This window comes from Ochrobactrum sp. AN78 (genome assembly GCF_029909885.1).
Classification (GTDB): domain Bacteria; phylum Pseudomonadota; class Alphaproteobacteria; order Rhizobiales; family Rhizobiaceae; genus Brucella; species Brucella quorumnocens.
Window position 1 is genome coordinate 556,804 of record NZ_JASAMU010000001.1, and the last position, 25,653, is coordinate 582,456.

The following is a 25,653-nucleotide window of genomic DNA, read 5'->3' on the forward strand; positions in this document are numbered from 1 at the left end:
ATGGCAAAGATTTCCAAGCGTGTAGCTAAGATCCGCGAAGGCGTTGACGTCAACAAGCTCTATGACCTGTCCGATGCAATCGGTCTGGTTAAGGAACGTGCAGTTGCCAAGTTCGACGAAACCATCGAAATCGCAATGAACCTCGGCGTCGATCCGCGTCACGCCGACCAGATGGTTCGTGGCGTTGTCAACCTTCCAAACGGCACCGGCCGTACCGTTCGCGTTGCTGTTTTTGCACGCGGCGACAAGGCTGAAGAAGCCAAGAAGGCTGGCGCCGACATCGTTGGTGCAGAAGAACTGGTCGATATCGTCAATGGCGGCAAGATCGAATTCGATCGTTGCATTGCAACCCCTGACATGATGCCACTCGTTGGGCGTCTCGGTAAGGTACTCGGCCCACGCGGCCTGATGCCAAACCCTAAGGTTGGTACTGTGACCGTCGACGTTGCAGCTGCAGTTACCGCTTCCAAGGGCGGCGCAGTTGAATTCCGCGTTGAAAAGGCTGGTATCATCCACGCCGGTATCGGCAAGGTTTCCTTCGATAGCCAGAAGCTCGAAGAAAACATCAAGGCCTTTGCTGACGCAGTTATCAAGGCAAAGCCTTCGGCTGCTAAGGGTGAATACGTTAAGCGCGTATCGATCTCTTCGACCATGGGCGTTGGCGTCAAGGTCGATCCGGCAACCGTTAAGGTCGTCGCTTAAGTTGTTTTGGCTCCGGTTCGCCGGAGCCTGAGCTTTCCCGAAAGGGAAGGTGCATAGGCCGCACGCCAGCACTGCGAAAGTAGTCGAAAGTGCAAGAATTCCGGATCGCAAGATCCGGATAGCCGGACGAAAGTCCGGTTATCCTGTCCGAGATTGCAGGCGGACCATCATCTTTGGGTGGTAGTCCTTAAACATACGGCCTGCATGAGACGTGGAATAACCTTGTTTCGCACGAAAGTGCATGCGTGGTTTGAACCGTAGTTGCCTTTGAGTGAATTCCGCTTTTGCGGGCGAAGCTGAAGGGGACAGGATCCTCGAACGTCAGATGGGCCGCAAGGTTTATCTGGCAAAGGCAACCCGGCAGGACCAGTTGGTCCTGTCTACTGGAGAGACACAGTGGATAGAGCGGAAAAGCGCGAATTTGTCGCGTGGCTGAACGGCGCTTTCAAAGAGTCCGGTTCGGTCGTCGTGGCCCACTATACCGGTCTCACCGTTGCGCAGATGAGCGATCTTCGTTCCAAAATGCGTGACGCTGGTGGCACCGTTAAAGTCGCGAAAAACCGCCTTGCCAAAATCGCTCTTCAGGGCACGGAGTCGGAAGGTATTGCTGATCTGTTTACAGGTCAGACGGTCGTTGCTTATGCAGACGACCCGATTACCGCTCCGAAAGTAGCCGTCGAGTTCGCCAAGATTAACGACAAGCTCGTTATTCTTGGTGGTTCAATGGGTGCAACGACACTTAACGCCGATGGCGTAAAGTCGCTTGCTTCGCTCCCATCGCTCGACGAACTGCGCGCAAAGCTGGTTGGAATGATCCAAACCCCGGCTCAGCGTCTTGCAGTACTTACCAGCGCTCCAGCGGGCCAGATTGCCCGCGTTATTGGCGCGCACGCCCGGAAGAACGAGGCGGCTTAAGGCCGTTTCTCATTTCAAACAGTTCAAACCTTAAACTAAGGAAATACCAAAATGGCTGATCTCGCAAAGATCGTTGACGACCTTTCGGCTCTGACAGTTCTGGAAGCTGCTGAGCTTTCGAAGCTTCTCGAAGAGAAGTGGGGCGTTTCTGCTGCTGCTCCTGTAGCAGTTGCTGCTGCTGGCGCTGCTCCAGCTGCTGCTGCTGAAGAAAAGACTGAATTCGACGTCGTCCTCGCTGACGGTGGCGCTAACAAGATCAACGTGATCAAGGAAGTTCGCGCAATCACCGGTCTCGGCCTCAAGGAAGCTAAGGACCTCGTTGAAGCCGCTCCTAAGGCTGTCAAGGAAGGCGCTTCCAAGGACGAAGCTGAAAAGATCAAGGCACAGCTCGAAGCAGCTGGCGCTAAGGTTGAACTTAAGTAAGTTCATTATTCTGGCGGATGGAAACCATCCGCCAGTTTAACTCCGGGCTTGCATCTGGAGTAAATGCATGAAAAGAAACGAAAAGCGCGGAAATAGGTTCTCTTTATGCAAATCATAGTCAGAGCGATTTTAACTACAACGTTCTGATCCTTTTAAACCCTTTTTCTGATGGCCTCGACCAGGCTTTCAGAAAACGGGTTTAGCCCGTTAGAAGGACCGCCGTGAGGCGGCGCACGATAAAGGCCGCAAGGCGTGAGCAAGCCGTTAAGGCTATAGAACGAGGAGCGACGATGGCTCAGACCCATTCTTTCAATGGTCGCAAGCGCGTACGCAAATTTTTCGGCAAGATCCCCGAGGTCGCGGAAATGCCTAACCTCATTGAGGTTCAAAAGGCATCATACGACCAGTTCCTCATGGTTGAGGAACCAGCTGGCGGGCGTTCTGAAGAGGGTTTGCAGGCGGTTTTCAAGTCTGTTTTCCCAATTCAGGATTTCTCCGGCTCTTCAATGCTGGAATTCGTTCGCTACGAATTCGATGCACCGAAGTTCGACGTTGACGAATGCCGTCAGCGCGATTTGACGTATTCGGCACCTCTCAAGGTGACGCTGCGTCTGATCGTATTTGATATTGATGAAGATACTGGCGCGAAGTCCATCAAGGACATCAAGGAGCAGGACGTTTACATGGGCGATATGCCGCTCATGACAGACAACGGCACCTTTATCGTGAACGGTACGGAACGTGTTATCGTTTCGCAGATGCACCGCTCGCCGGGCGTGTTCTTCGATCATGACAAGGGCAAGACGCACTCCTCGGGCAAGCTTTTGTTCGCTGCTCGCGTCATTCCTTACCGTGGTTCATGGCTTGACATCGAATTCGATGCCAAGGACGTGGTCTATGCACGTATCGATCGTCGCCGCAAGCTTCCAGCAACGACGCTGCTTATGGCGCTCGGTATGGACGGCGAAGAGATTCTGTCAACGTTCTACAACACCGTCACCTATTCGCGTGATGGTGACAACTGGCGTATCCCTTACTCGGTAGACCGTTTCAAGGGCATGAAGATCATTTCTGATCTTATCGATGCGGATACTGGTGAAGTCGTTCTCGAAGCTGGCAAGAAGCTGACCGCTCGGTCTGCGAAGCAGCTTGCTGAAAAGGGCCTCAAGTTCATCAAGGCCACTGAAGACGATCTCTTTGGTTCGTACCTTGCTGAAGATACCGTCAATTATGCCACCGGTGAGATTTATCTCGAAGCCGGCGACGAAATTGATGAGAAGGTTCTCAAGACGCTTCTTGATACCGGTGTTGAAGAGATCAACGTTCTCGATATCGATCATATCAATATTGGCGCGTATATCCGCAACACGCTGGCTGTCGACAAGAACGAAAGCCGTCAGGAAGCGCTGTTCGACATCTACCGCGTTATGCGCCCAGGTGAGCCGCCGACAATGGACTCGGCTGAAGCCATGTTCCATTCGCTGTTCTTCGATTCGGAACGCTATGACCTGTCCGCTGTTGGTCGCGTGAAGATGAACATGCGTCTCGACCTCGATGCAGAAGACACCGTACGTGTTCTGCGCAAGGAAGACATCCTTGCTGTGGTCAAGATGCTCGTTGAACTGCGCGATGGCCGTGGTGAAATCGACGATATCGACAACCTCGGCAACCGTCGTGTCCGCTCGGTCGGCGAGCTGATGGAAAATCAGTATCGCGTCGGTCTTCTGCGTATGGAACGTGCGATCAAGGAACGTATGTCCTCGATCGAAATCGACACGGTCATGCCGCAGGATCTGATCAACGCGAAGCCTGCTGCCGCGGCTGTACGTGAATTCTTCGGCTCCTCGCAGCTGTCGCAGTTCATGGATCAGACCAACCCGCTTTCGGAAATCACCCACAAGCGCCGTCTTTCGGCTCTTGGACCTGGTGGTTTGACCCGCGAGCGCGCTGGCTTCGAAGTCCGCGACGTGCATCCAACGCATTATGGCCGTATTTGCCCGATTGAAACGCCGGAAGGCCCGAACATCGGTCTGATCAACTCGCTCGCAACTTTTGCCCGCGTCAACAAGTACGGCTTTATCGAAAGCCCGTACCGCAAGGTTGTCGATGGCAAGGTAACGTACGACGTTGTCTACCTCTCGGCCATGGAAGAAGCGAAGCACTCGGTTGCTCAGGCAAACGTTGAGCTGGATGAGCATGGCAGTTTCGTTGACGAATTCGTCATCTGCCGTCATGCCGGTGAAGTGATGATGACTCCGCGTGAAAACGTGGATCTGATGGATGTTTCGCCGAAGCAGCTGGTTTCGGTTGCTGCAGCACTTATTCCGTTCCTTGAAAACGACGATGCGAACCGCGCTCTCATGGGCTCGAACATGCAGCGTCAGGCCGTGCCTCTGGTACGCGCTGAAGCTCCGTTCGTCGGAACAGGTATGGAAGCAATTGTTGCTCGTGACTCTGGTGCCGCTATTGCCGCTCGTCGCGGTGGTATCGTCGATCAGGTTGACGCAACACGTATCGTTATCCGCGCTACCGAAGACCTCGATCCTTCGAAGTCTGGCGTTGATATCTATCGTCTGCAGAAGTTCCAGCGCTCGAACCAGAGCACCTGCATCAATCAGCGTCCGCTTGTACGCGTTGGTGACCCTATCGGTAAGGGCGACATCATCGCTGATGGTCCGTCGACTGATCTGGGCGACCTGGCTCTTGGCCGTAACGTGCTCGTCGCGTTTATGCCTTGGAACGGCTACAACTACGAAGATTCGATCCTTCTTTCCGAGAAGATCGTTTCGGACGACGTCTTTACCTCGATCCACATCGAGGAATTCGAAGTTGCTGCTCGTGACACGAAGCTTGGACCTGAGGAAATCACACGCGACATTCCGAACGTTTCGGAAGAAGCACTGAAGAACCTCGACGAGGCTGGTATCGTTTACATCGGTGCTGAAGTGCATCCTGGCGACATTCTTGTCGGCAAGATCACGCCGAAGGGCGAAAGCCCGATGACGCCGGAAGAAAAGCTTCTGCGCGCCATCTTCGGTGAAAAGGCGTCCGACGTTCGTGACACCTCCATGCGCATGCCTCCAGGCACGTACGGTACCGTTGTTGAAGTTCGCGTTTTCAATCGCCATGGTGTTGAAAAAGACGAACGCGCAATGGCTATCGAACGCGAGGAGATCGAACGTCTTGCGAAGGACCGTGACGACGAACAGGCTATCCTGGATCGTAACGTCTATGGCCGTCTCGCTGACATGATCGACGGTAAGGTTGCTGCTGCTGGCCCTAAGGGCTTCAAGAAGGGCACAACCATTACTCGCGAAATCATGACCGAGTATCCGCGTTCGCAATGGTGGCAGTTCGCCGTTGAAGACGAGAAGCACCAGGGTGAACTGGAAGCCCTTCGTGGCCAGTACGACGAATCCAAGAAGCTGCTCGAAGCACGCTTCATGGATAAGGTCGAGAAGGTACAGCGCGGCGACGAGATGCCTCCAGGCGTCATGAAGATGGTCAAGGTCTTTGTTGCTGTGAAGCGCAAGATCCAGCCGGGTGACAAGATGGCTGGCCGTCACGGCAACAAGGGTGTGGTTTCGCGCATTCTGCCTGTCGAAGACATGCCATTCCTCGAAGACGGTACGCATGCCGATATCGTTCTTAATCCGCTTGGCGTGCCGAGCCGTATGAATGTGGGCCAGATTCTGGAAACACATCTTGGCTGGGCTTGCGCAGGTATGGGCAAGAAGATCGGTGAGCTGATCGACGTTTATCGCAAAACGGCTGACATTCAGCCATTGCGCGATACGCTGGAGCACATCTACCCAGACAACGACCGCAACGAACCGGTCCGGTCCTATGATGACGATTCCGTCCTCATGCTGGCCAGCCAGGTCAGGCGCGGCGTGTCGATCGCAACGCCGGTATTCGACGGCGCTGTAGAAGCTGACATCAATGCGATGTTGACGGATGCAGGTCTCGCGACCTCGGGTCAGTCGACGCTGTATGATGGCCGTACGGGTGAGCCGTTCGATCGTCAGGTGACCATGGGCTACATTTATATGTTGAAGCTCCACCACCTGGTCGACGACAAGATCCACGCTCGTTCGATCGGACCTTACTCGCTCGTCACTCAGCAGCCGCTTGGTGGTAAGGCGCAGTTCGGTGGCCAGCGCTTCGGCGAAATGGAGGTCTGGGCTCTGGAAGCATACGGTGCGGCTTACACGCTGCAGGAAATGCTTACGGTCAAGTCGGACGACGTTGCAGGCCGTACCAAGGTCTACGAAGCGATTGTTCGTGGCGATGATACGTTTGAAGCTGGTATTCCAGAAAGCTTCAACGTTCTTGTCAAGGAAATGCGTTCGCTCGGTCTCAACGTTGAGCTGGACGATACACGCGACGAGCAGCAGCCGGCACTTCCGGACGCGGCGGAATAAAAAACATCAAGGCGCGCCATGGTATCGCCGTGGCGCGCCCGTAAGGTGTTTCCAGCAAAAGGCTAAAGACGCTTCGCGCACGGAAATGCTGAACGGAATGTGCAGTTCCAGACTGCGTAATACCGCGAATTCTTTTCAAGATGGCAGGGACTTTCAGCTTGTCATCGACGACACACAGGGCGGCGGATCGCCCTCAAGGAGAACGGCATGAACCAAGAGGTCATGAATCTTTTCAATCCTCAGGCTCCGGCACAGACGTTCGATTCCATCAGAATCTCGATTGCCAGCCCTGAGAAGATTCTGTCCTGGTCATACGGCGAGATCAAGAAGCCGGAGACGATCAACTATCGTACGTTCAAGCCTGAACGCGATGGTCTCTTCTGCGCGCGTATCTTTGGCCCGATCAAGGATTATGAATGCTTGTGCGGCAAGTACAAGCGTATGAAATACAAGGGCATCATCTGCGAAAAGTGCGGCGTGGAAGTCACGTTGTCGCGCGTTCGCCGTGAGCGCATGGGCCATATCGAACTGGCCGCACCGGTTGCACATATCTGGTTCCTGAAGTCGCTGCCAAGCCGTATCGGCACGCTGCTGGACATGACGCTCAAGGATATTGAGCGCGTCCTGTACTTCGAGAACTACATTGTTACCGAACCGGGTCTGACTTCCCTTAAGGAGCATCAGCTTCTGTCGGAAGAAGAATACATGATTGCCGTCGATGAGTTCGGCGAAGATCAGTTCACAGCCCTTATCGGCGCAGAAGCTATTTTCGAGCTTCTGGCTTCGATGGAACTCGAAAAGATCGCAGCGGATCTACGCGTTGATCTGGCTGAAACGACTTCAGAACTGAAGACGAAGAAGCTGATGAAGCGTCTCAAGATCGTTGAGAACTTCCTTGAGTCCGGTAATCGTCCTGAGTGGATGATCATGAAGATCGTTCCGGTTATCCCACCGGATCTGCGTCCTCTGGTTCCACTGGATGGCGGTCGTTTTGCGACTTCGGATCTGAACGATCTGTATCGTCGTGTGATTAACCGTAACAACCGTCTGAAGCGTCTGATCGAACTGCGCGCACCGGGCATCATTATCCGTAACGAAAAGCGCATGCTGCAGGAAGCTGTTGATGCGTTGTTCGACAACGGTCGTCGTGGCCGCGTTATCACGGGTGCTAACAAGCGTCCGCTGAAGTCGCTCTCCGACATGCTCAAGGGTAAGCAGGGTCGTTTCCGTCAGAACCTTCTTGGTAAGCGCGTCGACTATTCAGGTCGCTCGGTTATCGTGACAGGTCCTGAGCTGAAACTGCACCAGTGCGGTCTGCCTAAGAAGATGGCGCTCGAACTCTTCAAGCCATTCATCTACGCTCGTCTTGACGCCAAGGGTTATTCCTCGACCGTCAAGCAGGCGAAGAAGCTGGTTGAAAAGGAACGTCCGGAAGTTTGGGATATCCTCGACGAAGTCATCCGTGAGCATCCGGTTCTTCTGAACCGTGCGCCTACGCTGCACCGTCTTGGTATTCAGGCATTCGAACCCACGCTGATCGAAGGCAAGGCCATTCAGCTGCATCCGCTCGTCTGTACAGCGTTCAACGCTGACTTCGACGGTGACCAGATGGCTGTTCACGTTCCGCTGTCGCTTGAAGCCCAGCTTGAAGCACGCGTGCTGATGATGTCGACCAACAACATCCTGCATCCTGCAAACGGCGCACCGATCATCGTTCCTTCGCAGGACATGGTTCTCGGCCTCTATTATCTGTCGATCGTGGCAGAGAAAGAACCCGGCGAAGGTATGATGTTTGCCGATATGGGCGAACTTCAGCATGCGCTTGAGAACAAGGTTGTCACGCTGCACACCAAGATCAAAGGCCGTTTCAAGACGGTTGATGCGGAAGGCAATGTCGTTTCCAAGGTTTACGACACCACGCCTGGCCGTTTGATCACTGGCGAGCTTCTGCCGAAGCACGTCAATGTGCCGTTCGACATCTGTAATCAGGAGATGACCAAGAAGAACATCTCCAAGATGATCGACCACGTCTACCGCCATTGCGGTCAGAAAGAGACGGTTATCTTCTGCGATCGCATCATGCAGCTCGGCTTTGCCCATGCATGTCGCGCCGGTATTTCGTTCGGTAAGGATGACATGGTCATTCCTGACTCGAAGGCAAAGATCGTTGCAGATACCGAAGCACTGACGACCGAATACGAACAGCAGTACAATGACGGCTTGATCACTCAGGGTGAAAAGTACAACAAGGTCGTTGATGCCTGGGGTAAGGCGACTGACAAGATCACCGAAGAGATGATGGCCCGTATTAAGGCTGTTGAATTCGATCCGGTGACCGGACGTCAGAAGCAGATGAACTCGGTCTACATGATGTCGCATTCGGGTGCCCGTGGTTCGGTCAACCAGATGCGTCAGCTTGGCGGTATGCGTGGTCTTATGGCCAAGCCGTCGGGTGAAATCATCGAAACACCGATCATCTCGAACTTCAAGGAAGGCTTGACCGTTAACGAGTACTTCAACTCGACACACGGTGCCCGTAAGGGTCTTGCCGATACCGCTTTGAAGACCGCTAACTCGGGCTACCTGACACGTCGTCTCGTTGACGTTGCACAGGATGCGATTATTTCGGAAGTCGATTGCGGCGCCGAAATCGGTCTCACCATGCAGCCGATCGTCGATGCCGGTCAGATCGTTGCTCCAATCGGACAGCGCGTTCTGGGCCGTACGGCACTTGATCCGATCATCAATCCAGCAACTGGCGATGTTATCGTCGAAGCTGGCCGCATGATCGAGGAAAAGGACGTCGAAATCATCGAGAAGGCTGGTATCCAGTCCATCCGTATTCGCTCGGCACTGACCTGTGAAACCCGTAACGGCGTTTGCGCCAAGTGCTATGGTCGTGACCTTGCACGCGGTACTCCGGTCAACCAGGGTGAAGCTGTTGGCGTTATCGCCGCACAGTCGATCGGTGAGCCTGGCACTCAGCTGACCATGCGTACCTTCCACTTGGGTGGTACTGCTCAGGTTGTTGACTCGTCGTACCTCGAAGCTTCCTATGAAGGCACCGTCAAGCTGCGTAACCGTAACGTGGTTCGCAACTCCGATGGTAACCTCGTGGTCATGGGCCGTAACATGGCGGTTCTGATCGTCGATGCTACCGGCAAGGAACGTGCCGTTCACCGTGTAACCTACGGTTCGCGTCTGTTCATTGACGAAGGTGATGCAGTCAAGCGCGGTCAGCGTATTGCTGAATGGGATCCATACACCCGTCCAATCCTTACGGAAGTGGAAGGCTACGTCGAGTTCGAAGATCTCGTCGACGGTCTTTCGGTTTCGGAAACGGCGGACGAGTCGACCGGTATCACGAAGCGCGTCATCATCGATTGGCGTTCGACCCCACGTGGTGCGGACCTCAAGCCTGCGATGATCATCAAGGACAAGAGCGGCAAGATCGCAAAGCTGTCGAAGGGTGGCGAAGCTCGCTTCTTGCTTTCGGTAGAAACGATCCTTTCGTTCGAACCGGGTGCTCACGTTAATGCTGGTGACGTCATCGCTCGTCTGCCGATGGAAAGCGCGAAGACCAAGGATATTACCGGTGGTCTGCCTCGCGTTGCGGAACTGTTCGAAGCTCGTCGTCCGAAGGACCATGCCGTCATCGCAGAGATCGATGGTACCGTTCGTTTCGGTCGCGATTACAAGAACAAGCGCCGCATCATCATCGAGCCAAACGATGACACGATCGAGCCTGTTGAGTATCTGATTCCTAAGGGCAAGCCGTTCCATCTTCAGGACGGTGACGTTATCGAAAAGGGTGAATACATCCTCGACGGTAATCCAGCGCCGCACGACATTCTGGCCATTAAGGGCGTAGAAGCTCTTGCTTCTTACCTCGTTAATGAAATCCAGGAAGTCTATCGTCTTCAGGGCGTTCTGATCAACGACAAGCACATCGAAGTGATTGTTCGTCAGATGCTCCAGAAGATCGAGATCACGGAATCGGGCGATACCGGTTACATCACCGGTGATCATGTCGATCGCATCGAACTCGATGAGGTCAATGATCGTCTGATTGAGGAAGGCAAGAAGCCAGGTTCGGGTAATCCGGTTCTGCTTGGTATTACCAAGGCTTCGCTGCAGACTCCTTCGTTCATCTCGGCTGCGTCGTTCCAGGAAACCACTCGCGTGCTTACCGAAGCGGCTGTTGCCGGCAAGATGGACATGCTGCAGGGTCTCAAGGAAAACGTTATCGTCGGTCGTCTCATCCCGGCCGGTACTGGTGGCATGACCAACCAGATCCGTCGTATTGCTACGGCTCGCGACGAACTGATCATCGACGAGCGCCGCAAGTCGACCGGTTCGGCAGCAGCCAATGCGATGCTGACAGACATGACCAACAACGCAGCCGAATAAGGTAGCGTTCAGGAAAAAGAAAAGGCCGCCTTTCGAGGCGGCCTTTTTGTTTGTGCTGTTTTTTCGAAATTGTGCAGTCGTTGTTCGTGGGTTGACGAGACGTGCCACAAAAGGAGAGGGCGGGCTGAATATTCCAGACCGCCCTTACTCAACTTCTTATTCTTCTTCCTCGTCATCACCTTCAAATTCGATAAGGGCAACTTCACCAGTGAGGGCGGTGTGCCATGCACTCTTGTGAGGCTCTTCTTCAGGCTCTTCGGTGATGGTGCCCATCTCGACGAGTTCGGCTTCGTGGTAGCCTTCTTCCGCCAGGATCGCGAGGACCGTCTGAACGAGGTCTTCGTCTTCGTCGGATTTCAGTAGAATATGTACTTCTACAGATTCCTCTTCGCCTTCGTTCCAGACGTCGGCAATGACCAGATGAACGATTGGCGAATCGTTATCTGCAATCGGGGTAGTGGATGACATTGAGAATCCCTTAATATTCTGTTGTGTTTCGACTCGGATGTGTTTCAATAGCGGCTGTTCGGGTCTGGCGCTATGCTGGCACACGAAAATGACAGTTTTGTCTGCGAAATAATCGCGAATTGACGTCGAATACGGCGCAATAACCTGTCCGGGTGGTACCAAAACGCGGCTATACGGCCTTTTGGTGAAGAAACTTAATGTCCTGCCCTTGACGAAACGCCTCCAAACACGTATCAGCAGCCCATCTGAGCCGATGTGAGGCTGGCTGTTTCGGAGCGACACGCTCTGAAGTTCGCCTCAAACAGGGTTCGTTTTACGATCGAAATGCAACTTGCCGTTCGCATGAAGCCTATGCTTCCTCTGCTTTTGTTCGGGGTGGCCACATACTGTGTGGCTGGTCCCGAATTTGTGCATGAGCACTCCGGTGAAACGGCCCTCATGGGGCGCTGATACGAGATTTTTTATAGAGGAAGGTTCAATGCCTACCGTAAACCAGTTGATCCGCAAGCCGCGCACTGCGCCGGTGAAGCGTAATAAGGTTCCTGCTCTGCAGGCAAACCCACAGAAGCGCGGCGTTTGCACCCGCGTTTACACGACAACCCCTAAGAAGCCGAACTCGGCTCTCCGTAAGGTTGCCAAGATTCGTCTGACCAATGGCTTTGAAGTCATCGGTTATATCCCAGGTGAAGGTCACAACCTTCAGGAGCACTCCGTGGTTATGATCCGCGGCGGTCGCGTCAAGGATTTGCCGGGTGTGCGTTATCACATCATCCGCGGCGTTCTTGATACCCAGGGTGTTAAGAACCGCAAGCAGCGTCGTTCCAAATACGGTGCAAAGCGTCCTAAGTAAGAATTTTCCGGGGATACCGGCCGCCAGAATGGCGAGTTGAGCCCGATGTAATTGAAAGTTGAGACGAAATGTCCAGACGCCATAAAGCAGAGAAGCGCGAGATTAACCCGGATCCAAAGTTCGGCGATCTCGTGATCACAAAGTTCATGAATGCAGTCATGCTTCATGGCAAGAAGTCGGTTGCAGAAAGCATCGTTTACGGTGCGCTTTCGGCAATTGAAGCCAAGGCGAAGTCAGAGCCGGTCGCGCTGTTTCATCAGGCGCTCGACAATGTCGCTCCGCACGTTGAAGTCCGTTCGCGCCGCGTTGGTGGTGCAACCTACCAGGTTCCGGTCGATGTGCGTTCAGAACGCCGCCAGGCGCTTGCCATTCGTTGGCTGATCAATGCAGCTCGTGGTCGTAACGAAACCACGATGATTGATCGTCTTTCCGGTGAATTGCTTGATGCTGCAAACAATCGTGGTTCTGCTGTGAAGAAGCGTGAAGACACGCACCGCATGGCTGAAGCCAACCGCGCATTCTCGCATTACCGCTGGTAATCGTCGAACCCTATTCAAAGAGCAAAAACATGGCCCGCGAATATAAAATCGAAGACTACCGCAATTTCGGTATTATGGCTCACATCGACGCCGGTAAGACGACGATGACCGAGCGTATCCTGTTCTATACCGGTAAGAACCACAAGATTGGTGAAACCCATGACGGTGCTTCCACCATGGACTGGATGGAGCAGGAGCAGGAGCGTGGTATCACGATTACCTCTGCTGCAACGACCACGTTCTGGCAGGGTCAGGATGGCAAGAAGCGTCGCTTCAACATCATCGACACGCCGGGCCACGTTGACTTCACCATCGAAGTTGAGCGTTCGCTCCGCGTTCTCGACGGCGCAATCGCTCTTCTCGATGCGAATGCTGGCGTAGAGCCGCAGACTGAAACTGTTTGGCGTCAGGCTGAGAAGTACCATGTTCCACGTATGGTCTTCGTCAATAAGATGGACAAGATTGGTGCTGATTTCTACCGTTGCGTAGAAATGGTTGGCTCGCGTCTTGGCGCAATCGCTCTTCCAGTTCAGCTGCCAATCGGCGCTGAAAATGAGTTCGAAGGCGTTATCGATCTTATTGAAATGAAGGCTCTGACCTGGGACGGCACCATTGGCGCAGCAGCGACCGTTGGCGAAATTCCTGCAGATCTGCGTGATCAGGCTGAAGAATACCGTGAAAAGCTCATCGAGCTGGCCGTGGAAATCGACGAAGCTGCTATGGAAGCTTACCTCGAAGGCACCATGCCTACGAACGAACAGCTCCGTGCACTGATCCGTAAGGGCACTATCGACGTTAAGTTCCATCCGGTTCTTTGCGGTACTGCGTTCAAGAACCGTGGCATTCAGCCACTTCTCGACGCTGTTGTTTCTTTCCTTCCAGCTCCAACCGATGTTCCTGCAATTAAGGGCATCGACGTTAAGACGGAAACCGAAACGACCCGTGAGTCTTCGGATGAAGCACCGCTCTCGATGCTTGCATTCAAGATCATGAACGATCCGTTCGTTGGTTCGCTTACCTTTGCTCGTATCTACTCGGGCAAGATGACCAAGGGCATTTCGCTCGAAAACACTGTTAAGGGCAAGCGTGAGCGCATCGGCCGTATGCTGCAGATGCACTCGAACAGCCGTGAAGACATCGAAGAGGCCTATGCAGGCGACATCGTTGCTTTGGCTGGCCTCAAGGAAACCACAACTGGTGATACGCTCTGCGATCCGCTGAAGCCGGTTATCCTTGAACGCATGGAATTTCCTGATCCGGTTATCGAAATCGCGATTGAACCAAAGACCAAGGCTGACCAGGAAAAGATGGGCATCGCGCTCAACCGTCTGGCTGCTGAAGATCCTTCGTTCCGCGTTAAGTCTGATGAAGAATCTGGTCAGACTATCATCGCTGGCATGGGTGAACTTCATCTCGACATTCTCGTCGACCGCATGAAGCGTGAGTTCAAGGTAGAAGCAAACGTCGGCGCGCCGCAGGTTGCTTACCGTGAATCGATCACACGTCAGGCTGAAATCGATTACACCCATAAGAAGCAGTCGGGTGGTTCGGGTCAGTTTGCTCGCGTCAAGATCATTTTCGAACCGCATGAAGGCGATGACTTCATCTTCGAATCCAAGATCGTTGGTGGTGCTGTTCCTAAGGAATACATCCCAGGCGTTCAGAAGGGTATCGAAAGCGTCATGGGTGCGGGTCCGCTTGCTGGCTTCCCGATGCTCGGCGTGAAGGCAACCTTGATCGACGGCGCATATCACGACGTTGACTCCTCGGTTCTCGCGTTCGAAATCGCTGCCCGTGCAGCGTTCCGTGAAGGCGCACAGAAGGCTGGTGCACAGCTTCTCGAGCCGATCATGAAGGTTGAAGTCGTAACTCCTGAAGATTACGTCGGTGACGTAATTGGCGATCTGAACTCACGTCGTGGTCAGATCTCGGGTACGGAAGCTCGTGGCATTGCTACGGTCGTCAACGCAAACGTTCCCTTGGCCAACATGTTTGGTTACGTGAACAACCTGCGTTCGATGTCTCAGGGTCGTGCACAGTACACCATGCAGTTCGACCATTATGAGCCGGTTCCGACCGCGGTCGCACAGGAAATCCAGAAGAAGTTCGCGTAATCTTCGGTTACGCCAAATAGTAAAAAAGCCTGAGCAGGCTAGATATTAGGAGAGCTCAGATGGCAAAGAGCAAGTTTGAACGTAATAAGCCCCACGTAAACATCGGCACGATTGGTCACGTTGACCATGGCAAGACGTCGTTGACAGCAGCAATCACGAAGTTCTTCGGTGAATTCAAGGCATACGACCAGATCGATGCTGCACCAGAAGAACGCGCTCGCGGTATCACCATTTCGACGGCACACGTTGAATATGAAACTGCGGCTCGTCACTATGCACACGTCGACTGCCCAGGCCACGCTGACTATGTCAAGAACATGATCACCGGTGCTGCACAGATGGACGGCGCGATCCTGGTTGTTTCGGCAGCTGACGGCCCGATGCCACAGACCCGTGAGCACATCCTGCTCGCTCGTCAGGTTGGTGTTCCTGCGATCGTCGTGTTCTTGAACAAGTGCGATCAGGTTGACGATGCTGAACTTCTCGAACTCGTAGAACTCGAAGTTCGTGAACTGCTTTCGAAGTACGACTTCCCAGGCGACGAAGTTCCAATCATCAAGGGCTCGGCTCTTGCTGCTCTGGAAGATTCTTCGAAGGAACTCGGCGAAGACGCAATCCGCAACCTGATGGCTGCAGTTGACGACTACATTCCGACGCCAGAGCGTCCGATTGACCAGCCGTTCCTGATGCCAATCGAAGACGTTTTCTCGATTTCGGGTCGTGGTACTGTTGTTACCGGTCGTGTTGAGCGCGGTATCGTTAAGGTTGGCGAAGAAGTCGAAATCGTTGGCATCAAGGCCACCGGCAAGACGACTGTTACCGGCGTTGAAATGTTCCGCAAGCTGCTCGATCAGGGCCAGGCTGGCGACAACATCGGTGCACTGGTTCGCGGTGTAGGCCGTGACGACGTTGAACGTGGTCAGGTTCTCTGCAAGCCAGGTTCGGTTAAGCCACACACCAAGTTCAAGGCAGAAGCCTACATTCTGACCAAGGACGAAGGTGGCCGTCATACGCCATTCTTCACCAACTACCGTCCACAGTTCTACTTCCGTACGACTGACGTGACCGGTGTTGTTACCCTGCCAGAAGGCACGGAAATGGTTATGCCTGGCGACAACGTTACCGTTGACGTTACGCTGATCGTCCCGATCGCAATGGAAGAGAAGCTCCGCTTCGCTATCCGTGAAGGTGGCCGTACCGTCGGTGCAGGCATCGTCGCTTCGATCATCGAGTAATTAGATTTGTGCAGGAGCGTCTCTCCGGAGGCGCTCCGCGTAACAAGGAACAGATCAAATGAACGGTCAAAACATCCGCATTCGCCTTAAGGCGTTTGATCATCGGATCCTTGACGCTTCGACGCGGGAAATCGTGTCGACTGCCAAGCGTACCGGTGCCAACGTGCGCGGACCGATCCCACTTCCAACGCGGATCGAAAAGTTCACAGTAAACCGGTCGCCGCACATCGATAAGAAGAGCCGCGAACAGTTCGAGATGCGCACGCACAAGCGTCTTCTCGATATCGTTGACCCAACCCCGCAGACAGTTGATGCGCTGATGAAGCTTGATCTGTCCGCCGGTGTTGATGTCGAGATCAAGCTTTAATCGGCTTGAGGACGGAAGGAACGAACCCGATGCGTTCAGGTGTTATTGCACAAAAGCTGGGCATGACCCGCGTCTATAACGACGCCGGTGAACATGTACCAGTGACAGTTCTCCGCATGGAAGACTGCCACGTGGTAGCTCAGCGTACAGTTGAAAAAAACGGTTATACGGCTGTTCAGCTTGGCGTTGGACTTGCCAAGGTAAAGAACACGACCAAGGCTCTGCGCGGTCACTTCGCGAAGGCTGAAGTCGAGCCTAAGGCGAAAGTTGCGGAATTCCGCGTTTCACCGGATAACCTTCTTGAAGTTGGCTCGGAGATTCTTGCCGAGCATTTCGTCGCCGGCCAGAAGGTCGACGTGACGGGCACTTCGATCGGTAAAGGTTTTGCCGGTGTTATGAAGCGTCATAACTTTGCTGGTCATCGTGCTTCGCACGGTAACTCAGTTACCCACCGCGCTCACGGTTCGACCGGTCAGCGTCAGGATCCGGGTAAGGTGTTCAAGGGCAAGAAGATGGCTGGTCACATGGGGCAAACCCGCGTGACAACACAGAACATCGAAGTTGTCTCTACAGATAGCGATCGTGGCCTTATTCTGGTTCGCGGCGCGGTTCCTGGCTCCAAGGGTGCCTGGATCCTCGTTCGTGATGCAGTCAAGGTGTCGCTGCCTGAGAATGCACCTAAGCCGGCTGCCCTGCGTTCAAGCGCAAACAATGCAGCTGCGGATGCAGTCGCGACTGAGGGAGCCGAATAATGGATCTCACAATTACAACTCTTGAAGGCAAGGATGCCGGCAAGGTCAAGCTGAACGAAGATATCTTCGGCCTCGACCCACGCGACGACATTCTTCAGCGTGTCGTGCGCTGGCAGCTGGCAAAGCGCCAGCAGGGCTCTCATGACGCCAAGGGCCGCAGCGATATCAGCCGCACCGGTTCGAAGATGTACAAGCAGAAGGGTACGGGTCGCGCTCGTCACCATTCGGCTCGTGCACCACAGTTCCGTGGTGGTGGTCAGGCTCACGGACCAGTTGTCCGTACGCACGATCATGATCTGCCAAAGAAGGTTCGCGCTCTTGGTCTTCGTCATGCTTTGTCTGCAAAGGCAAAGGCTTCGGACCTGATCATCATCGATGATCTGGCCTCCAAGGAAGCAAAGACGAAGGAACTCGTGTCGCAGTTCGCCAAGCTCGGTCTGCAGAATGCACTCCTTATTGGTGGTGCTGAGATCGACGTGAACTTCCAGCGCGCTGCTTCGAACATTCCAAACATCGACGTTCTGCCAGTGCAGGGCATCAATGTTTACGACATCCTGCGTCGTGGCAAGCTCGTGCTTTCCAAGGCAGCTGTCGAAGCACTCGAGGAGCGTTTTAAATGACCGATCTTCGCCACTACGACGTGATCGTCAGCCCAGTCATTACCGAGAAGTCGACCCTTGTTTCCGAACATAACCAGGTTGTCTTCAACGTAGCTCGCAAGGCGACGAAGCCGGAAATCAAGGCTGCAATCGAGGCGCTTTTCGGCGTCAAGGTAAAGGCCGTTAACACCACTGTGCGCAAAGGCAAGGTGAAGCGGTTCCGCGGCATTGTCGGGCGCCAGAGCGATGTCAAGAAAGCGATCGTTACTTTGGCTGAAGGTCAGAGCATCGACGTTTCGACAGGTCTCTGAGAGGCCATGGAGTAAAGACAATGGCACTCAAGCACTTTAATCCGACCACGCCAGGCCAGCGTCAGCTGGTCATCGTGGACCGTTCGGAACTCTACAAGGGCAAGCCGGTCAAGTCATTGACCGAAGGTTTGTCCAAGAAGGGTGGCCGTAACAACACCGGTCGTATCACTGTTCGCTTTCAGGGCGGCGGTCACAAGCGTTCTTACCGTTTCATCGACTTCAAGCGTCGCAAGCATGACGTTGTCGCAACGGTTGAACGTCTGGAATACGATCCAAACCGCACCGCGTTTATCGCGCTGATCCGCTACGAAGACGGCGAGCTGAGCTACATTCTGGCTCCGCAGCGTCTGGCAGCCGGCGACAAGGTCATTTCTGGCCAGTCCGTCGACGTTAAGCCAGGTAACGCAATGCCGCTTTCGTCCATGCCTGTAGGCACCATCATCCACAATGTGGAGATGAAGCCAGGCAAGGGTGGTCAGATTGCTCGTTCGGCTGGTGCATATGCACAGCTCGTGGGTCGTGACCAGGGTATGGCTATCCTGCGTCTGAACTCCGGCGAACAGCGTCTGGTTTCCGGTGCATGCTTTGCAACGGTTGGCGCAGTATCCAACCCAGAGCACAGCAACATCAATGACGGTAAGGCCGGTCGTTCGGTCTGGCGCGGTAAGCGTCCACACGTTCGCGGTGTTGCAATGAACCCAGTTGACCACCCGCATGGTGGTGGTGAAGGCCGCACTTCTGGTGGTCGTCATCCGGTCACGCCTTGGGGCAAGCCTACGAAGGGTAAAAAGACCCGTTCGAATAAGGCGACCGATAAATTCATCATGCGTTCGCGTCATCAGCGCAAGAAGTAAGAGAGGTAGTCTGAAGTGGCTCGTTCAGTTTGGAAAGGTCCGTTCGTCGATGGCTATCTTCTCAAGAAAGCTGAGAAGGTACGCGAGGGCGGTCGTAATGAAGTCATCAAGATGTGGAGCCGTCGCTCCACTATCTTGCCGCAGTTCGTTGGCCTGACCTTCGGTGTGTATAACGGCAACAAGCATGTGCCGGTATCGATCTCCGAAGAAATGGTTGGACATAAGTTCGGTGAATTCGCGCCGACACGTACCTATTACGGTCACGGCGCGGACAAGAAGGCAAAGAGGAAGTAACAGATGGGCAAGGCCAAGGCTCCCCGCCAGCTTAAGGATAACGAGGCGAAAGCCGTCGCCCGTACGCTTCGCGTCAGCCCGCAGAAGCTTAATCTTGTCGCGGCATTGATTCGCGGCAAGAAAGTTAACGCGGCACTTGCTGATCTGACGTTCTCGCGCAAGCGGATCGCGGAAACAGTGAAAAAGACGCTCGAATCGGCTATCGCCAACGCTGAGAACAATCATGATCTCGATGTTGACGCGCTGATCGTTGCTGAAGCTTATGTTGGCAAATCAATTGTCATGAAGCGTTTCCACGTTCGTGGACGTGGTAAGGCAAGCCGCATCGAAAAGCCGTTTTCGCATCTCACCATTGTTGTCCGCGAAGTTGCGGAAAAAGGGGAGGCCGCATAATGGGCCAGAAGATTAATCCGATCGGTTTTCGTCTCGGCATCAACCGCACTTGGGATTCGCGTTGGTACGCAAATACCGGTGAATACGGCAAGCTGCTGCATGAAGACGTCAAGATCCGTGAGTATCTTAAGAGCGAACTCAAGCAGGCTGCGATTTCCAAAATCGTAATCGAGCGTCCGCACAAGAAGTGCCGCGTGACGATCCACTCGGCTCGTCCGGGTATCATCATCGGCAAGAAGGGTGCAGACATCGAAAAGCTTCGCAAGAAGCTTTCCGAAATGACGAATTCCGATACGTCCCTCAACATCGTTGAAGTTCGTAAGCCGGAAGTCGATGCTACGCTGATCGCTCAGTCGATCGCTCAGCAGCTCGAACGCCGTGTGGCATTCCGTCGCGCCATGAAGCGTGCCGTTCAGTCGGCAATGCGTCTTGGTGCCGAAGGTATCCGTATCAACTGCTCCGGTCGTCTGGGCGGCGCTGAAATCGCACGTATGGAATGGTATCGCGAAGGTCGCGTCCCGCTTCACACGCTGCGTGCCGATATCGACTACGGTACGGCAGAAGCGCAGACCGCTTACGGCATCTGCGGCGTGAAGGTTTGGGTATTCAAGGGCGAGATCCTTGAGCACGATCCAATGGCTTCTGAACGTCGTGCGGTTGAGGGTGACAATCAGGGTTCCCAGCAGAACCGCCGCCGCGAAAACGCTTAAAAAGCGGGTCGCGGGCGAGAAAATTGGAGTAGAGAACAATGATGCAGCCTAAGCGCACCAAGTTCCGTAAGCAGTTCAAGGGCCGTATCCACGGCAACTCGAAGGGCGGTACGGATCTTAATTTCGGTGCATTCGGTTTGAAGGCTCTGGAGCCTGACCGCGTCACAGCACGACAGATCGAAGCGGCTCGCCGCGCGATCACCCGCCACATGAAACGTGCGGGCCGTGTATGGATCCGAATCTTCCCGGATCTGCCAGTTACATCGAAGCCTACCGAAGTCCGTATGGGTAAAGGTAAGGGTTCAGTTGACTACTGGGCATGCCGCGTGGCACCAGGCCGCGTAATGTTTGAGCTTGACGGCGTACCCGAAGATGTGGCACGCGAAGCCTTAAGACTCGGCGCTGCAAAGTTGTCGGTCAAGACGCGCTTCATTCAGCGCATCGCAGAGTAAGAGAGGCAGTCATGAAAGCCGCAGACGTTCGGGCGAAAAGCCTCGATCAGATCACTGATGAGTTGGGCGCACTGAAGAAAGAGCAGTTTAACCTGCGCTTCCAGAAGGCAACCGGCCAGCTCGAAAAAACCGCGCGCGTGAAGCAAGTTCGTCGCGACATTGCGCGTATCAAGACCATCGCCCGCCAGAAGGCGGCCGAAAGCAAGGCATAAGGAACAAGTATAATGCCTAAACGCGTTCTGCAGGGCGTTGTCGTCAGCGACAAAAACGATAAGACTGTTGTGGTTAAGGTTGAGCGCCGCTATTCGCATCCGCTCCTCCAGAAGACCATTCGCCAGTCTAAGAAGTACAAGGCGCATGACGAAAACAACCAGTTCAAGATTGGCGATCAGGTTTCCATTGAGGAATCCAAGCCAATTTCGAAGGACAAACGCTGGGTCGTTCTTTCGAACGAAGTAGCGGGCTAAATTACAAACACGCAGCTTAGGTAGGGCAGGAGCCCTTAACCAGCTGAAGGAAAAGAAGGCGGCCAGTCATGATTCAGATGCAAACAAACCTCGACGTGGCGGATAACTCCGGCGCACGTCGTGTCATGTGCATCAAGGTGCTGGGCGGCTCGAAGCGGCGTTACGCTTCCGTGGGCGACATTATTGTTGTGTCGATCAAGGAAGCTATTCCGCGCGGCCGCGTCAAAAAGGGTGACGTGATGAAGGCGGTGGTCGTACGGACCGCCAAGGACATCCGTCGTCCGGACGGCAGCGTAATTCGTTTTGATAACAACGCAGCTGTTCTCATCGATAATAAGAAAGAGCCTATCGGTACGCGTATCTTCGGACCGGTTCCACGCGAACTTCGCGCGAAGAGCCACATGAAGATCATCTCGCTGGCTCCGGAAGTTCTGTAAGGAAGCAAGACGATGCAAAAGATTCGCAAAGGCGACAGCGTTGTCGTGCTGTCCGGTAAGGACAAGGGCCGTACAGGCGAAGTTCTTCAGGTTATGCCTAAGGACGAAAAAGCACTGGTTCGCGGCATTAATGTTGTAAAGCGTCACCAGCGCCAGACTCAGACACAGGAAGCCGGCATCATCTCGAAAGAGGCGGCGATCCATCTGTCCAATCTGGCCATTGCTGATCCAAAGGATGGCAAGCCAACTCGCGTTGGTTTCCGTGTTGAAGATGGCAAGAAGGTTCGCGTTGCAAAGCGTTCGGGAGCGGTGATCTGATGTCTGAAGCAAAGGCACTTCCACGCTTCAAGAAGATTTATCAGGACACGATCCGTAAAGCTCTTCTTGAAGAATTCAAATACGACAACGAGATGCAGATTCCTCGCATCACCAAAGTTGTCCTGAATATGGGTGTAGGCGAAGCAACTGGCGATTCGAAGAAGCCAACTGTTGCTGCAGCAGATCTGGCCTTGATTGCCGGACAGAAGGCTGTCATTACTCGCGCCCGTAATTCGATCGCAACTTTCAAGTTGCGTGAAGACATGCCGATCGGTACGAAGGTAACACTTCGTTCGGATCGTATGTACGAATTTCTTGATCGTTTGATCACGATCGCGCTTCCGCGCGTTCGAGATTTCCGCGGTCTGAATCCGAAGAGCTTTGATGGTCGCGGCAACTTTGCCATGGGCGTTAAGGAACACATCGTGTTCCCAGAAATCAACTACGATAAAGTTGATCAGATCTGGGGCATGGACATCATCGTTTGCACGACCGCTAAGACGGATGATGAAGCCCGCGCTCTTCTGCGCGCCTTCAACTTCCCATTCCGGCAGTAACGGCAAGCGTAGCGAGGTATAATAATATGGCCAAGACTAGCGCAGTCGAAAACAATAAGCGCCGCGAAAAGTTGGTTAAGCGTCATGCTGAAAAGCGTGCACGTCTGAAGGCGATCGTAATGGATCAGAGCCTTCCGCTGGATGAGCGTTTCCGCGCTTCTATTCAGCTCGCCGAACTGCCGCGCAATTCCGCTAAGGTTCGTATTCGCAATCGTTGCGAAGTTTCGGGTCGTCCGCGTGGTTATTACCGTAAACTGAAGATGTCGCGTATTGCGCTTCGCCAGTTGGGTTCGCTCGGACAGATTCCGGGCATAGTTAAGTCGAGCTGGTAAGGAGTAGCATATGTCTGTGTCAGATCCTATCGGCGATATGCTGACCCGTATTCGTAACGCAGTAGGCCGCAAGAAGACCAAGGTTTCGACCCCGGCTTCTAAGCTGCGCGCTCGCGTTCTTGATGTCCTTCAGTCTGAAGGCTACATCCGCGGATACACGCAGAGTGAATTCGTGAACGGCAAAGCCGAGATCGAAATCGAACTGAAGTACTATGAAGGCGTTCCAGTCATTCGTGAACTGACCCGCGTTTCGAAGCCAGGCCGTCGCGTTTACGTGTCGGTCAAGTCGATCCCGCAGGTTGCGAATGGTCTTGGCATCTCGATCCTGTCCACACCTAAGGGTGTAATGGCGGATCATGAAGCCCGTGAACAAAACGTTGGTGGTGAGCTGCTCTGCCGCATCTTCTGATGCGGCTGACAGTGAACAGATAGAAGACAGGTATAAAAATGTCTCGTATCGGTAAAAAACCCGTGCCGGTCCCGGCAGGCGTGACCGCCAGTGTTGATGGGCAGATCGTCAAGGCTAAGGGCGCGAAAGGCGAATTGTCTTTCGTGGTGCACGATGAAGTTCTGGTTAAGCTCGAAGACGGCGCTGTAAGCGTCGATCCTCGTGACCAGTCCAAAGAAGCTCGCTCCAAGTGGGGCATGTCGCGTTCGATGATCGTTAACATCTTCGAAGGCGTCGAGAAGGGCTTCGAAAAGAAGCTTGAGATTAGCGGCGTTGGTTATCGTGCGGCTATGCAGGGCAAGAATGTCCAGCTCTCTCTCGGCTTCAGTCACGAAGTGGTCTATGACGTGCCTGCTGGTATCACTGTTGCTGTACCTAAGCCGACGGAAATCGTCGTCACTGGTATCGACAAGCAGCAGGTCGGTCAGGTCGCGGCTGAGATCCGCGAATATCGCGGCCCCGAGCCTTACAAGGGCAAGGGCGTCAAGTATGCTGGCGAGAAAATCGTCCGCAAAGAAGGCAAGAAGAAGTAAGGGAAGCGCGTCATGGCATCGCCAAAAGAAACTTTGCAGCGTCGCGCTGCTCGTGTACGCCGTCAGGTCAAGGCTGTCGCAAACGGCCGTCCACGTCTCAGCGTGCACCGCTCTTCCAAGAACATCTACGTTCAGGTTATCGACGACGTTCGCGGTGTTACCATCGCAGCAGCGTCGACACTGGATGGCGACCTGAAGGGCCAGCTCAAGACCGGCGCCGACTCCGCAGCAGCTGCTGCAGTAGGCAAACTGGTTGCAGAGCGCGCCGTTAAAGCAGGCGTCAGTGAAGTAGTGTTCGACCGTGGTGCATTTATTTACCACGGCCGTGTGAAGGCCCTCGCCGAAGCTGCCCGCGAAGGCGGACTGAGCTTCTAATAGCATTTTGTGCTTCCGGAAAAAAATAAAGGAATAGGATATGGCACAGAGAGAACGTAACCGCGAGGATCGCGGTCGTGAGGAGCGTGACAGCGAATTCGTTGACAAGCTCGTTCACATCAACCGCGTTGCCAAGGTCGTTAAAGGTGGCCGTCGCTTCGGTTTCGCTGCGCTCGTCGTAGTTGGAGACCAGAAGGGTCGCGTAGGCTTTGGTCATGGCAAGGCACGTGAAGTGCCTGAAGCTATCCGCAAGGCTACTGAAGCTGCTAAGCGCGATATGATTTTCGTACCACTGCGTTCGGGTCGTACACTGCATCACGATGTGCAGGGTCGTCACGGCGCTGGCAAGGTTCTGCTTCGTGCAGCTCCTGCTGGTAAGGGTATCATTGCTGGTGGTCCTATGCGTGCTGTGTTCGAGACGCTTGGCGTTCAGGACGTTGTTGCTAAGTCGCTTGGCTCGTCGAACCCTTACAACATGGTTCGTGCAACCTTTGACGCTCTGAAGCATCAGATGCATCCAAAGGACATTGCTGCACAGCGCGGCATCAAGTACTCGACTCTTCAGGCTCGTCGCCATGATGTGGTCGGTTCGGAAGAATAGCCGATAGTTTGTGCCAGTCCGGTGCAACAGCACCGGATACGCCATAGACAAGGGATTTGAGTGATGGCTGAGAAGAAGGGTAAGACGGTTACGGTCGAACAGATCGGAAGCCCTATCCGTCGTCCAGCCGAACAGCGTGCAACGCTGATCGGACTCGGACTTAACAAAATGCACCGCCGCCGCACGCTGGAGGATACTCCTTCAGTTCGTGGTATGATCGCCAAGGTTCAGCATCTCGTCCGCGTTGTGGACGAGGCTTGATAACGCAGGGGATAGAGACATGAAACTCAACGATCTGCGTGACAAGCCAGGTTCTGTAAAAGCGCGTAAGCGCGTTGGCCGTGGTATCGGCTCCGGCACCGGCAAGACCGCTGGCCGCGGCGTCAAGGGACAGAAGTCCCGTTCTGGCGTAGCGATCAACGGCTTTGAAGGCGGCCAGATGCCAATCTACCGCCGTCTGCCAAAGCGCGGCTTCACAAACATCTTTGCAAAAAGCTTCAACGTCGTTTCGCTCGGTCGCGTTCAGACCGCAATCGACGCAGGCAAACTCGATGCAAAGGCTGTTGTGAACCTTGATACGCTGAAGGCTGCTGGTGTGATTCGTCGCGCCAAAGACGGCGTCCGTCTTCTTTCGGACGGTGAATTGAAGGCTAAGGTAGCCTTCGAGGTTGCTGGAGCTTCCAAGGCTGCGATCGAAAAGATCGAAAAGGCCGGCGGCAGCGTCAAGCTTCCCGAAGCAGCTGCTGAATAAGACTTCGATATACAAAATAAAA

31 protein-coding genes are annotated in these 25,653 nt (G+C 54.1%); 30 read left to right on the forward strand and 1 reads right to left on the reverse strand.

Features of this window, described 5'->3' with window-relative positions:
- From rplA to rpoC, 5 genes are all read left to right on the forward strand, one after another.
- Positions 1-702: a 50S ribosomal protein L1 gene (gene rplA, locus QBD00_RS02650; RefSeq protein ID WP_095446823.1), complete on the forward strand. Its 702-nt coding sequence runs from the start codon at positions 1-3 to the stop codon at positions 700-702.
- A 396-nt stretch (positions 703-1,098) separates the two neighbouring features.
- Positions 1,099-1,617 (forward strand): 50S ribosomal protein L10, encoded by a 519-nt coding sequence (gene rplJ, locus QBD00_RS02655; protein ID WP_095446822.1) that lies wholly within the window; start codon positions 1,099-1,101, stop codon positions 1,615-1,617.
- 51 nt (positions 1,618-1,668) lie between these two features.
- Positions 1,669-2,040, forward strand: coding sequence for a 50S ribosomal protein L7/L12 (gene rplL / locus QBD00_RS02660; protein ID WP_024898616.1), 372 nt, complete (start codon positions 1,669-1,671; stop codon positions 2,038-2,040).
- 290 nt (positions 2,041-2,330) lie between these two features.
- Positions 2,331-6,464: a DNA-directed RNA polymerase subunit beta gene (rpoB, locus tag QBD00_RS02665; RefSeq protein WP_264231100.1), complete on the forward strand. Its 4,134-nt coding sequence runs from the start codon at positions 2,331-2,333 to the stop codon at positions 6,462-6,464.
- Between the two features lie 207 nt (positions 6,465-6,671).
- Entirely contained in the window at positions 6,672-10,874 is a 4,203-nt protein-coding gene (rpoC, locus tag QBD00_RS02670) for a DNA-directed RNA polymerase subunit beta' (RefSeq protein WP_095446820.1), read from the forward strand.
- A 156-nt stretch (positions 10,875-11,030) separates the two neighbouring features.
- Here the strand turns inward: rpoC and QBD00_RS02675 are convergent, their stop codons facing one another.
- On the reverse strand, positions 11,031-11,390 hold the full coding sequence (locus QBD00_RS02675) for a hypothetical protein (protein ID WP_094577498.1): 360 nt from the start codon (positions 11,388-11,390) through the stop codon (positions 11,031-11,033).
- Positions 11,391-11,820: 430 nt separating this feature from the next.
- On the opposite strand from QBD00_RS02675, the gene rpsL reads away from it, so the two are divergent.
- The 25 genes from rpsL to rplO all read left to right on the forward strand — a co-directional run bounded on the left by rpsL (position 11,821) and on the right by rplO (position 25,631).
- Positions 11,821-12,192: a 30S ribosomal protein S12 gene (gene rpsL, locus QBD00_RS02680; protein ID WP_006168377.1), complete on the forward strand. Its 372-nt coding sequence runs from the start codon at positions 11,821-11,823 to the stop codon at positions 12,190-12,192.
- 68 nt (positions 12,193-12,260) lie between these two features.
- On the forward strand, positions 12,261-12,731 hold the full coding sequence (gene rpsG / locus QBD00_RS02685; RefSeq protein WP_007875422.1) for a 30S ribosomal protein S7: 471 nt from the start codon (positions 12,261-12,263) through the stop codon (positions 12,729-12,731).
- Positions 12,732-12,760: 29 nt separating this feature from the next.
- Positions 12,761-14,845 carry an elongation factor G gene (gene fusA, locus QBD00_RS02690; protein WP_095446818.1) on the forward strand — a complete coding sequence of 695 codons (2,085 nt, stop codon included), beginning with the start codon at positions 12,761-12,763 and terminating at the stop codon, positions 14,843-14,845.
- Between the two features lie 59 nt (positions 14,846-14,904).
- Positions 14,905-16,080: an elongation factor Tu gene (gene tuf / locus QBD00_RS02695; RefSeq protein WP_095446817.1), complete on the forward strand. Its 1,176-nt coding sequence runs from the start codon at positions 14,905-14,907 to the stop codon at positions 16,078-16,080.
- A gap of 58 nt (positions 16,081-16,138) precedes the next feature.
- A complete protein-coding gene (rpsJ, locus tag QBD00_RS02700; RefSeq protein ID WP_002964363.1) occupies positions 16,139-16,447 on the forward strand; it encodes a 30S ribosomal protein S10 in 309 nt (102 codons plus the stop codon).
- 29 nt (positions 16,448-16,476) lie between these two features.
- Positions 16,477-17,199, forward strand: a complete 723-nt coding sequence (rplC, locus tag QBD00_RS02705) for a 50S ribosomal protein L3 (protein WP_007875345.1) — start codon at positions 16,477-16,479, stop codon at positions 17,197-17,199.
- Positions 17,199-17,819, forward strand: coding sequence for a 50S ribosomal protein L4 (gene rplD / locus QBD00_RS02710; protein ID WP_095446816.1), 621 nt, complete (start codon positions 17,199-17,201; stop codon positions 17,817-17,819). The genes rplC and rplD overlap by 1 nt, the downstream gene beginning before the upstream one ends.
- Positions 17,816-18,109 (forward strand): 50S ribosomal protein L23, encoded by a 294-nt coding sequence (locus tag QBD00_RS02715; RefSeq protein WP_007875343.1) that lies wholly within the window; start codon positions 17,816-17,818, stop codon positions 18,107-18,109. Before rplD ends, QBD00_RS02715 begins: the two co-directional genes overlap by 4 nt.
- A 20-nt stretch (positions 18,110-18,129) precedes the next feature.
- A complete protein-coding gene (rplB, locus tag QBD00_RS02720) occupies positions 18,130-18,963 on the forward strand; it encodes a 50S ribosomal protein L2 (protein ID WP_095446815.1) in 834 nt (277 codons plus the stop codon).
- A 15-nt stretch (positions 18,964-18,978) separates the two neighbouring features.
- Complete coding sequence (rpsS, locus tag QBD00_RS02725) at positions 18,979-19,257, forward strand: 30S ribosomal protein S19 (protein WP_070997411.1); 279 nt, start codon at positions 18,979-18,981, stop codon at positions 19,255-19,257.
- A 3-nt stretch (positions 19,258-19,260) separates the two neighbouring features.
- Entirely contained in the window at positions 19,261-19,650 is a 390-nt protein-coding gene (rplV, locus tag QBD00_RS02730; RefSeq protein WP_007875336.1) for a 50S ribosomal protein L22, read from the forward strand.
- Entirely contained in the window at positions 19,650-20,360 is a 711-nt protein-coding gene (gene rpsC / locus QBD00_RS02735; RefSeq protein WP_024897014.1) for a 30S ribosomal protein S3, read from the forward strand. Before rplV ends, rpsC begins: the two co-directional genes overlap by 1 nt.
- Positions 20,361-20,398: 38 nt before the next feature.
- Positions 20,399-20,812, forward strand: coding sequence for a 50S ribosomal protein L16 (gene rplP / locus QBD00_RS02740; protein ID WP_095446814.1), 414 nt, complete (start codon positions 20,399-20,401; stop codon positions 20,810-20,812).
- An 11-nt stretch (positions 20,813-20,823) separates the two neighbouring features.
- A complete protein-coding gene (gene rpmC / locus QBD00_RS02745) occupies positions 20,824-21,024 on the forward strand; it encodes a 50S ribosomal protein L29 (protein WP_095446813.1) in 201 nt (66 codons plus the stop codon).
- Between the two features lie 12 nt (positions 21,025-21,036).
- Entirely contained in the window at positions 21,037-21,279 is a 243-nt protein-coding gene (gene rpsQ, locus QBD00_RS02750; protein WP_095446812.1) for a 30S ribosomal protein S17, read from the forward strand.
- Positions 21,280-21,347: 68 nt separating this feature from the next.
- Positions 21,348-21,716, forward strand: coding sequence for a 50S ribosomal protein L14 (gene rplN / locus QBD00_RS02755; protein ID WP_094577439.1), 369 nt, complete (start codon positions 21,348-21,350; stop codon positions 21,714-21,716).
- A gap of 12 nt (positions 21,717-21,728) precedes the next feature.
- Entirely contained in the window at positions 21,729-22,034 is a 306-nt protein-coding gene (gene rplX, locus QBD00_RS02760; RefSeq protein WP_095446811.1) for a 50S ribosomal protein L24, read from the forward strand.
- Positions 22,034-22,591, forward strand: a complete 558-nt coding sequence (gene rplE, locus QBD00_RS02765; protein ID WP_095446810.1) for a 50S ribosomal protein L5 — start codon at positions 22,034-22,036, stop codon at positions 22,589-22,591. Before rplX ends, rplE begins: the two co-directional genes overlap by 1 nt.
- A 26-nt stretch (positions 22,592-22,617) precedes the next feature.
- Positions 22,618-22,923, forward strand: a complete 306-nt coding sequence (rpsN, locus tag QBD00_RS02770; protein ID WP_095446809.1) for a 30S ribosomal protein S14 — start codon at positions 22,618-22,620, stop codon at positions 22,921-22,923.
- 10 nt (positions 22,924-22,933) lie between these two features.
- Positions 22,934-23,332 (forward strand): 30S ribosomal protein S8, encoded by a 399-nt coding sequence (gene rpsH, locus QBD00_RS02775; protein ID WP_007875325.1) that lies wholly within the window; start codon positions 22,934-22,936, stop codon positions 23,330-23,332.
- Between the two features lie 38 nt (positions 23,333-23,370).
- Positions 23,371-23,904 carry a 50S ribosomal protein L6 gene (gene rplF, locus QBD00_RS02780; RefSeq protein ID WP_095446808.1) on the forward strand — a complete coding sequence of 178 codons (534 nt, stop codon included), beginning with the start codon at positions 23,371-23,373 and terminating at the stop codon, positions 23,902-23,904.
- A gap of 12 nt (positions 23,905-23,916) precedes the next feature.
- On the forward strand, positions 23,917-24,279 hold the full coding sequence (gene rplR, locus QBD00_RS02785; RefSeq protein ID WP_094577434.1) for a 50S ribosomal protein L18: 363 nt from the start codon (positions 23,917-23,919) through the stop codon (positions 24,277-24,279).
- A gap of 40 nt (positions 24,280-24,319) precedes the next feature.
- Positions 24,320-24,880 (forward strand): 30S ribosomal protein S5, encoded by a 561-nt coding sequence (gene rpsE, locus QBD00_RS02790; RefSeq protein WP_024897023.1) that lies wholly within the window; start codon positions 24,320-24,322, stop codon positions 24,878-24,880.
- Between the two features lie 63 nt (positions 24,881-24,943).
- Complete coding sequence (gene rpmD / locus QBD00_RS02795) at positions 24,944-25,141, forward strand: 50S ribosomal protein L30 (RefSeq protein WP_007875314.1); 198 nt, start codon at positions 24,944-24,946, stop codon at positions 25,139-25,141.
- Between the two features lie 19 nt (positions 25,142-25,160).
- Positions 25,161-25,631, forward strand: a complete 471-nt coding sequence (gene rplO, locus QBD00_RS02800; RefSeq protein WP_095446807.1) for a 50S ribosomal protein L15 — start codon at positions 25,161-25,163, stop codon at positions 25,629-25,631.
- Positions 25,632-25,653 lie beyond the last annotated feature (22 nt).

What these genes read in the sequence shown, in the direction of transcription:
- rplA (WP_095446823.1), top strand. Translation starts at nt 1, where the DNA reads ATGGCAAAGATTTCCAAGCGTGTAGCTAAGATCCGCGAAGGCGTTGAC.
- rplL (WP_024898616.1), top strand. Translation starts at nt 1,669, where the DNA reads ATGGCTGATCTCGCAAAGATCGTTGACGACCTTTCGGCTCTGACAGTT.
- rpoB (WP_264231100.1), top strand. Translation starts at nt 2,331, where the DNA reads ATGGCTCAGACCCATTCTTTCAATGGTCGCAAGCGCGTACGCAAATTT.
- rpoC (WP_095446820.1), top strand. Translation starts at nt 6,672, where the DNA reads ATGAACCAAGAGGTCATGAATCTTTTCAATCCTCAGGCTCCGGCACAG.
- rpsL (WP_006168377.1), top strand. Translation starts at nt 11,821, where the DNA reads ATGCCTACCGTAAACCAGTTGATCCGCAAGCCGCGCACTGCGCCGGTG.
- rpsG (WP_007875422.1), top strand. Translation starts at nt 12,261, where the DNA reads ATGTCCAGACGCCATAAAGCAGAGAAGCGCGAGATTAACCCGGATCCA.
- fusA (WP_095446818.1), top strand. Translation starts at nt 12,761, where the DNA reads ATGGCCCGCGAATATAAAATCGAAGACTACCGCAATTTCGGTATTATG.
- tuf (WP_095446817.1), top strand. Translation starts at nt 14,905, where the DNA reads ATGGCAAAGAGCAAGTTTGAACGTAATAAGCCCCACGTAAACATCGGC.
- rpsJ (WP_002964363.1), top strand. Translation starts at nt 16,139, where the DNA reads ATGAACGGTCAAAACATCCGCATTCGCCTTAAGGCGTTTGATCATCGG.
- rplC (WP_007875345.1), top strand. Translation starts at nt 16,477, where the DNA reads ATGCGTTCAGGTGTTATTGCACAAAAGCTGGGCATGACCCGCGTCTAT.
- rplD (WP_095446816.1), top strand. Translation starts at nt 17,199, where the DNA reads ATGGATCTCACAATTACAACTCTTGAAGGCAAGGATGCCGGCAAGGTC.
- QBD00_RS02715 (WP_007875343.1), top strand. Translation starts at nt 17,816, where the DNA reads ATGACCGATCTTCGCCACTACGACGTGATCGTCAGCCCAGTCATTACC.
- rplB (WP_095446815.1), top strand. Translation starts at nt 18,130, where the DNA reads ATGGCACTCAAGCACTTTAATCCGACCACGCCAGGCCAGCGTCAGCTG.
- rplV (WP_007875336.1), top strand. Translation starts at nt 19,261, where the DNA reads ATGGGCAAGGCCAAGGCTCCCCGCCAGCTTAAGGATAACGAGGCGAAA.
- rpsC (WP_024897014.1), top strand. Translation starts at nt 19,650, where the DNA reads ATGGGCCAGAAGATTAATCCGATCGGTTTTCGTCTCGGCATCAACCGC.
- rplP (WP_095446814.1), top strand. Translation starts at nt 20,399, where the DNA reads ATGATGCAGCCTAAGCGCACCAAGTTCCGTAAGCAGTTCAAGGGCCGT.
- rpmC (WP_095446813.1), top strand. Translation starts at nt 20,824, where the DNA reads ATGAAAGCCGCAGACGTTCGGGCGAAAAGCCTCGATCAGATCACTGAT.
- rpsQ (WP_095446812.1), top strand. Translation starts at nt 21,037, where the DNA reads ATGCCTAAACGCGTTCTGCAGGGCGTTGTCGTCAGCGACAAAAACGAT.
- rplN (WP_094577439.1), top strand. Translation starts at nt 21,348, where the DNA reads ATGATTCAGATGCAAACAAACCTCGACGTGGCGGATAACTCCGGCGCA.
- rplX (WP_095446811.1), top strand. Translation starts at nt 21,729, where the DNA reads ATGCAAAAGATTCGCAAAGGCGACAGCGTTGTCGTGCTGTCCGGTAAG.
- rplE (WP_095446810.1), top strand. Translation starts at nt 22,034, where the DNA reads ATGTCTGAAGCAAAGGCACTTCCACGCTTCAAGAAGATTTATCAGGAC.
- rpsN (WP_095446809.1), top strand. Translation starts at nt 22,618, where the DNA reads ATGGCCAAGACTAGCGCAGTCGAAAACAATAAGCGCCGCGAAAAGTTG.
- rpsH (WP_007875325.1), top strand. Translation starts at nt 22,934, where the DNA reads ATGTCTGTGTCAGATCCTATCGGCGATATGCTGACCCGTATTCGTAAC.
- rplF (WP_095446808.1), top strand. Translation starts at nt 23,371, where the DNA reads ATGTCTCGTATCGGTAAAAAACCCGTGCCGGTCCCGGCAGGCGTGACC.
- rplR (WP_094577434.1), top strand. Translation starts at nt 23,917, where the DNA reads ATGGCATCGCCAAAAGAAACTTTGCAGCGTCGCGCTGCTCGTGTACGC.
- rpsE (WP_024897023.1), top strand. Translation starts at nt 24,320, where the DNA reads ATGGCACAGAGAGAACGTAACCGCGAGGATCGCGGTCGTGAGGAGCGT.
- rpmD (WP_007875314.1), top strand. Translation starts at nt 24,944, where the DNA reads ATGGCTGAGAAGAAGGGTAAGACGGTTACGGTCGAACAGATCGGAAGC.
- rplO (WP_095446807.1), top strand. Translation starts at nt 25,161, where the DNA reads ATGAAACTCAACGATCTGCGTGACAAGCCAGGTTCTGTAAAAGCGCGT.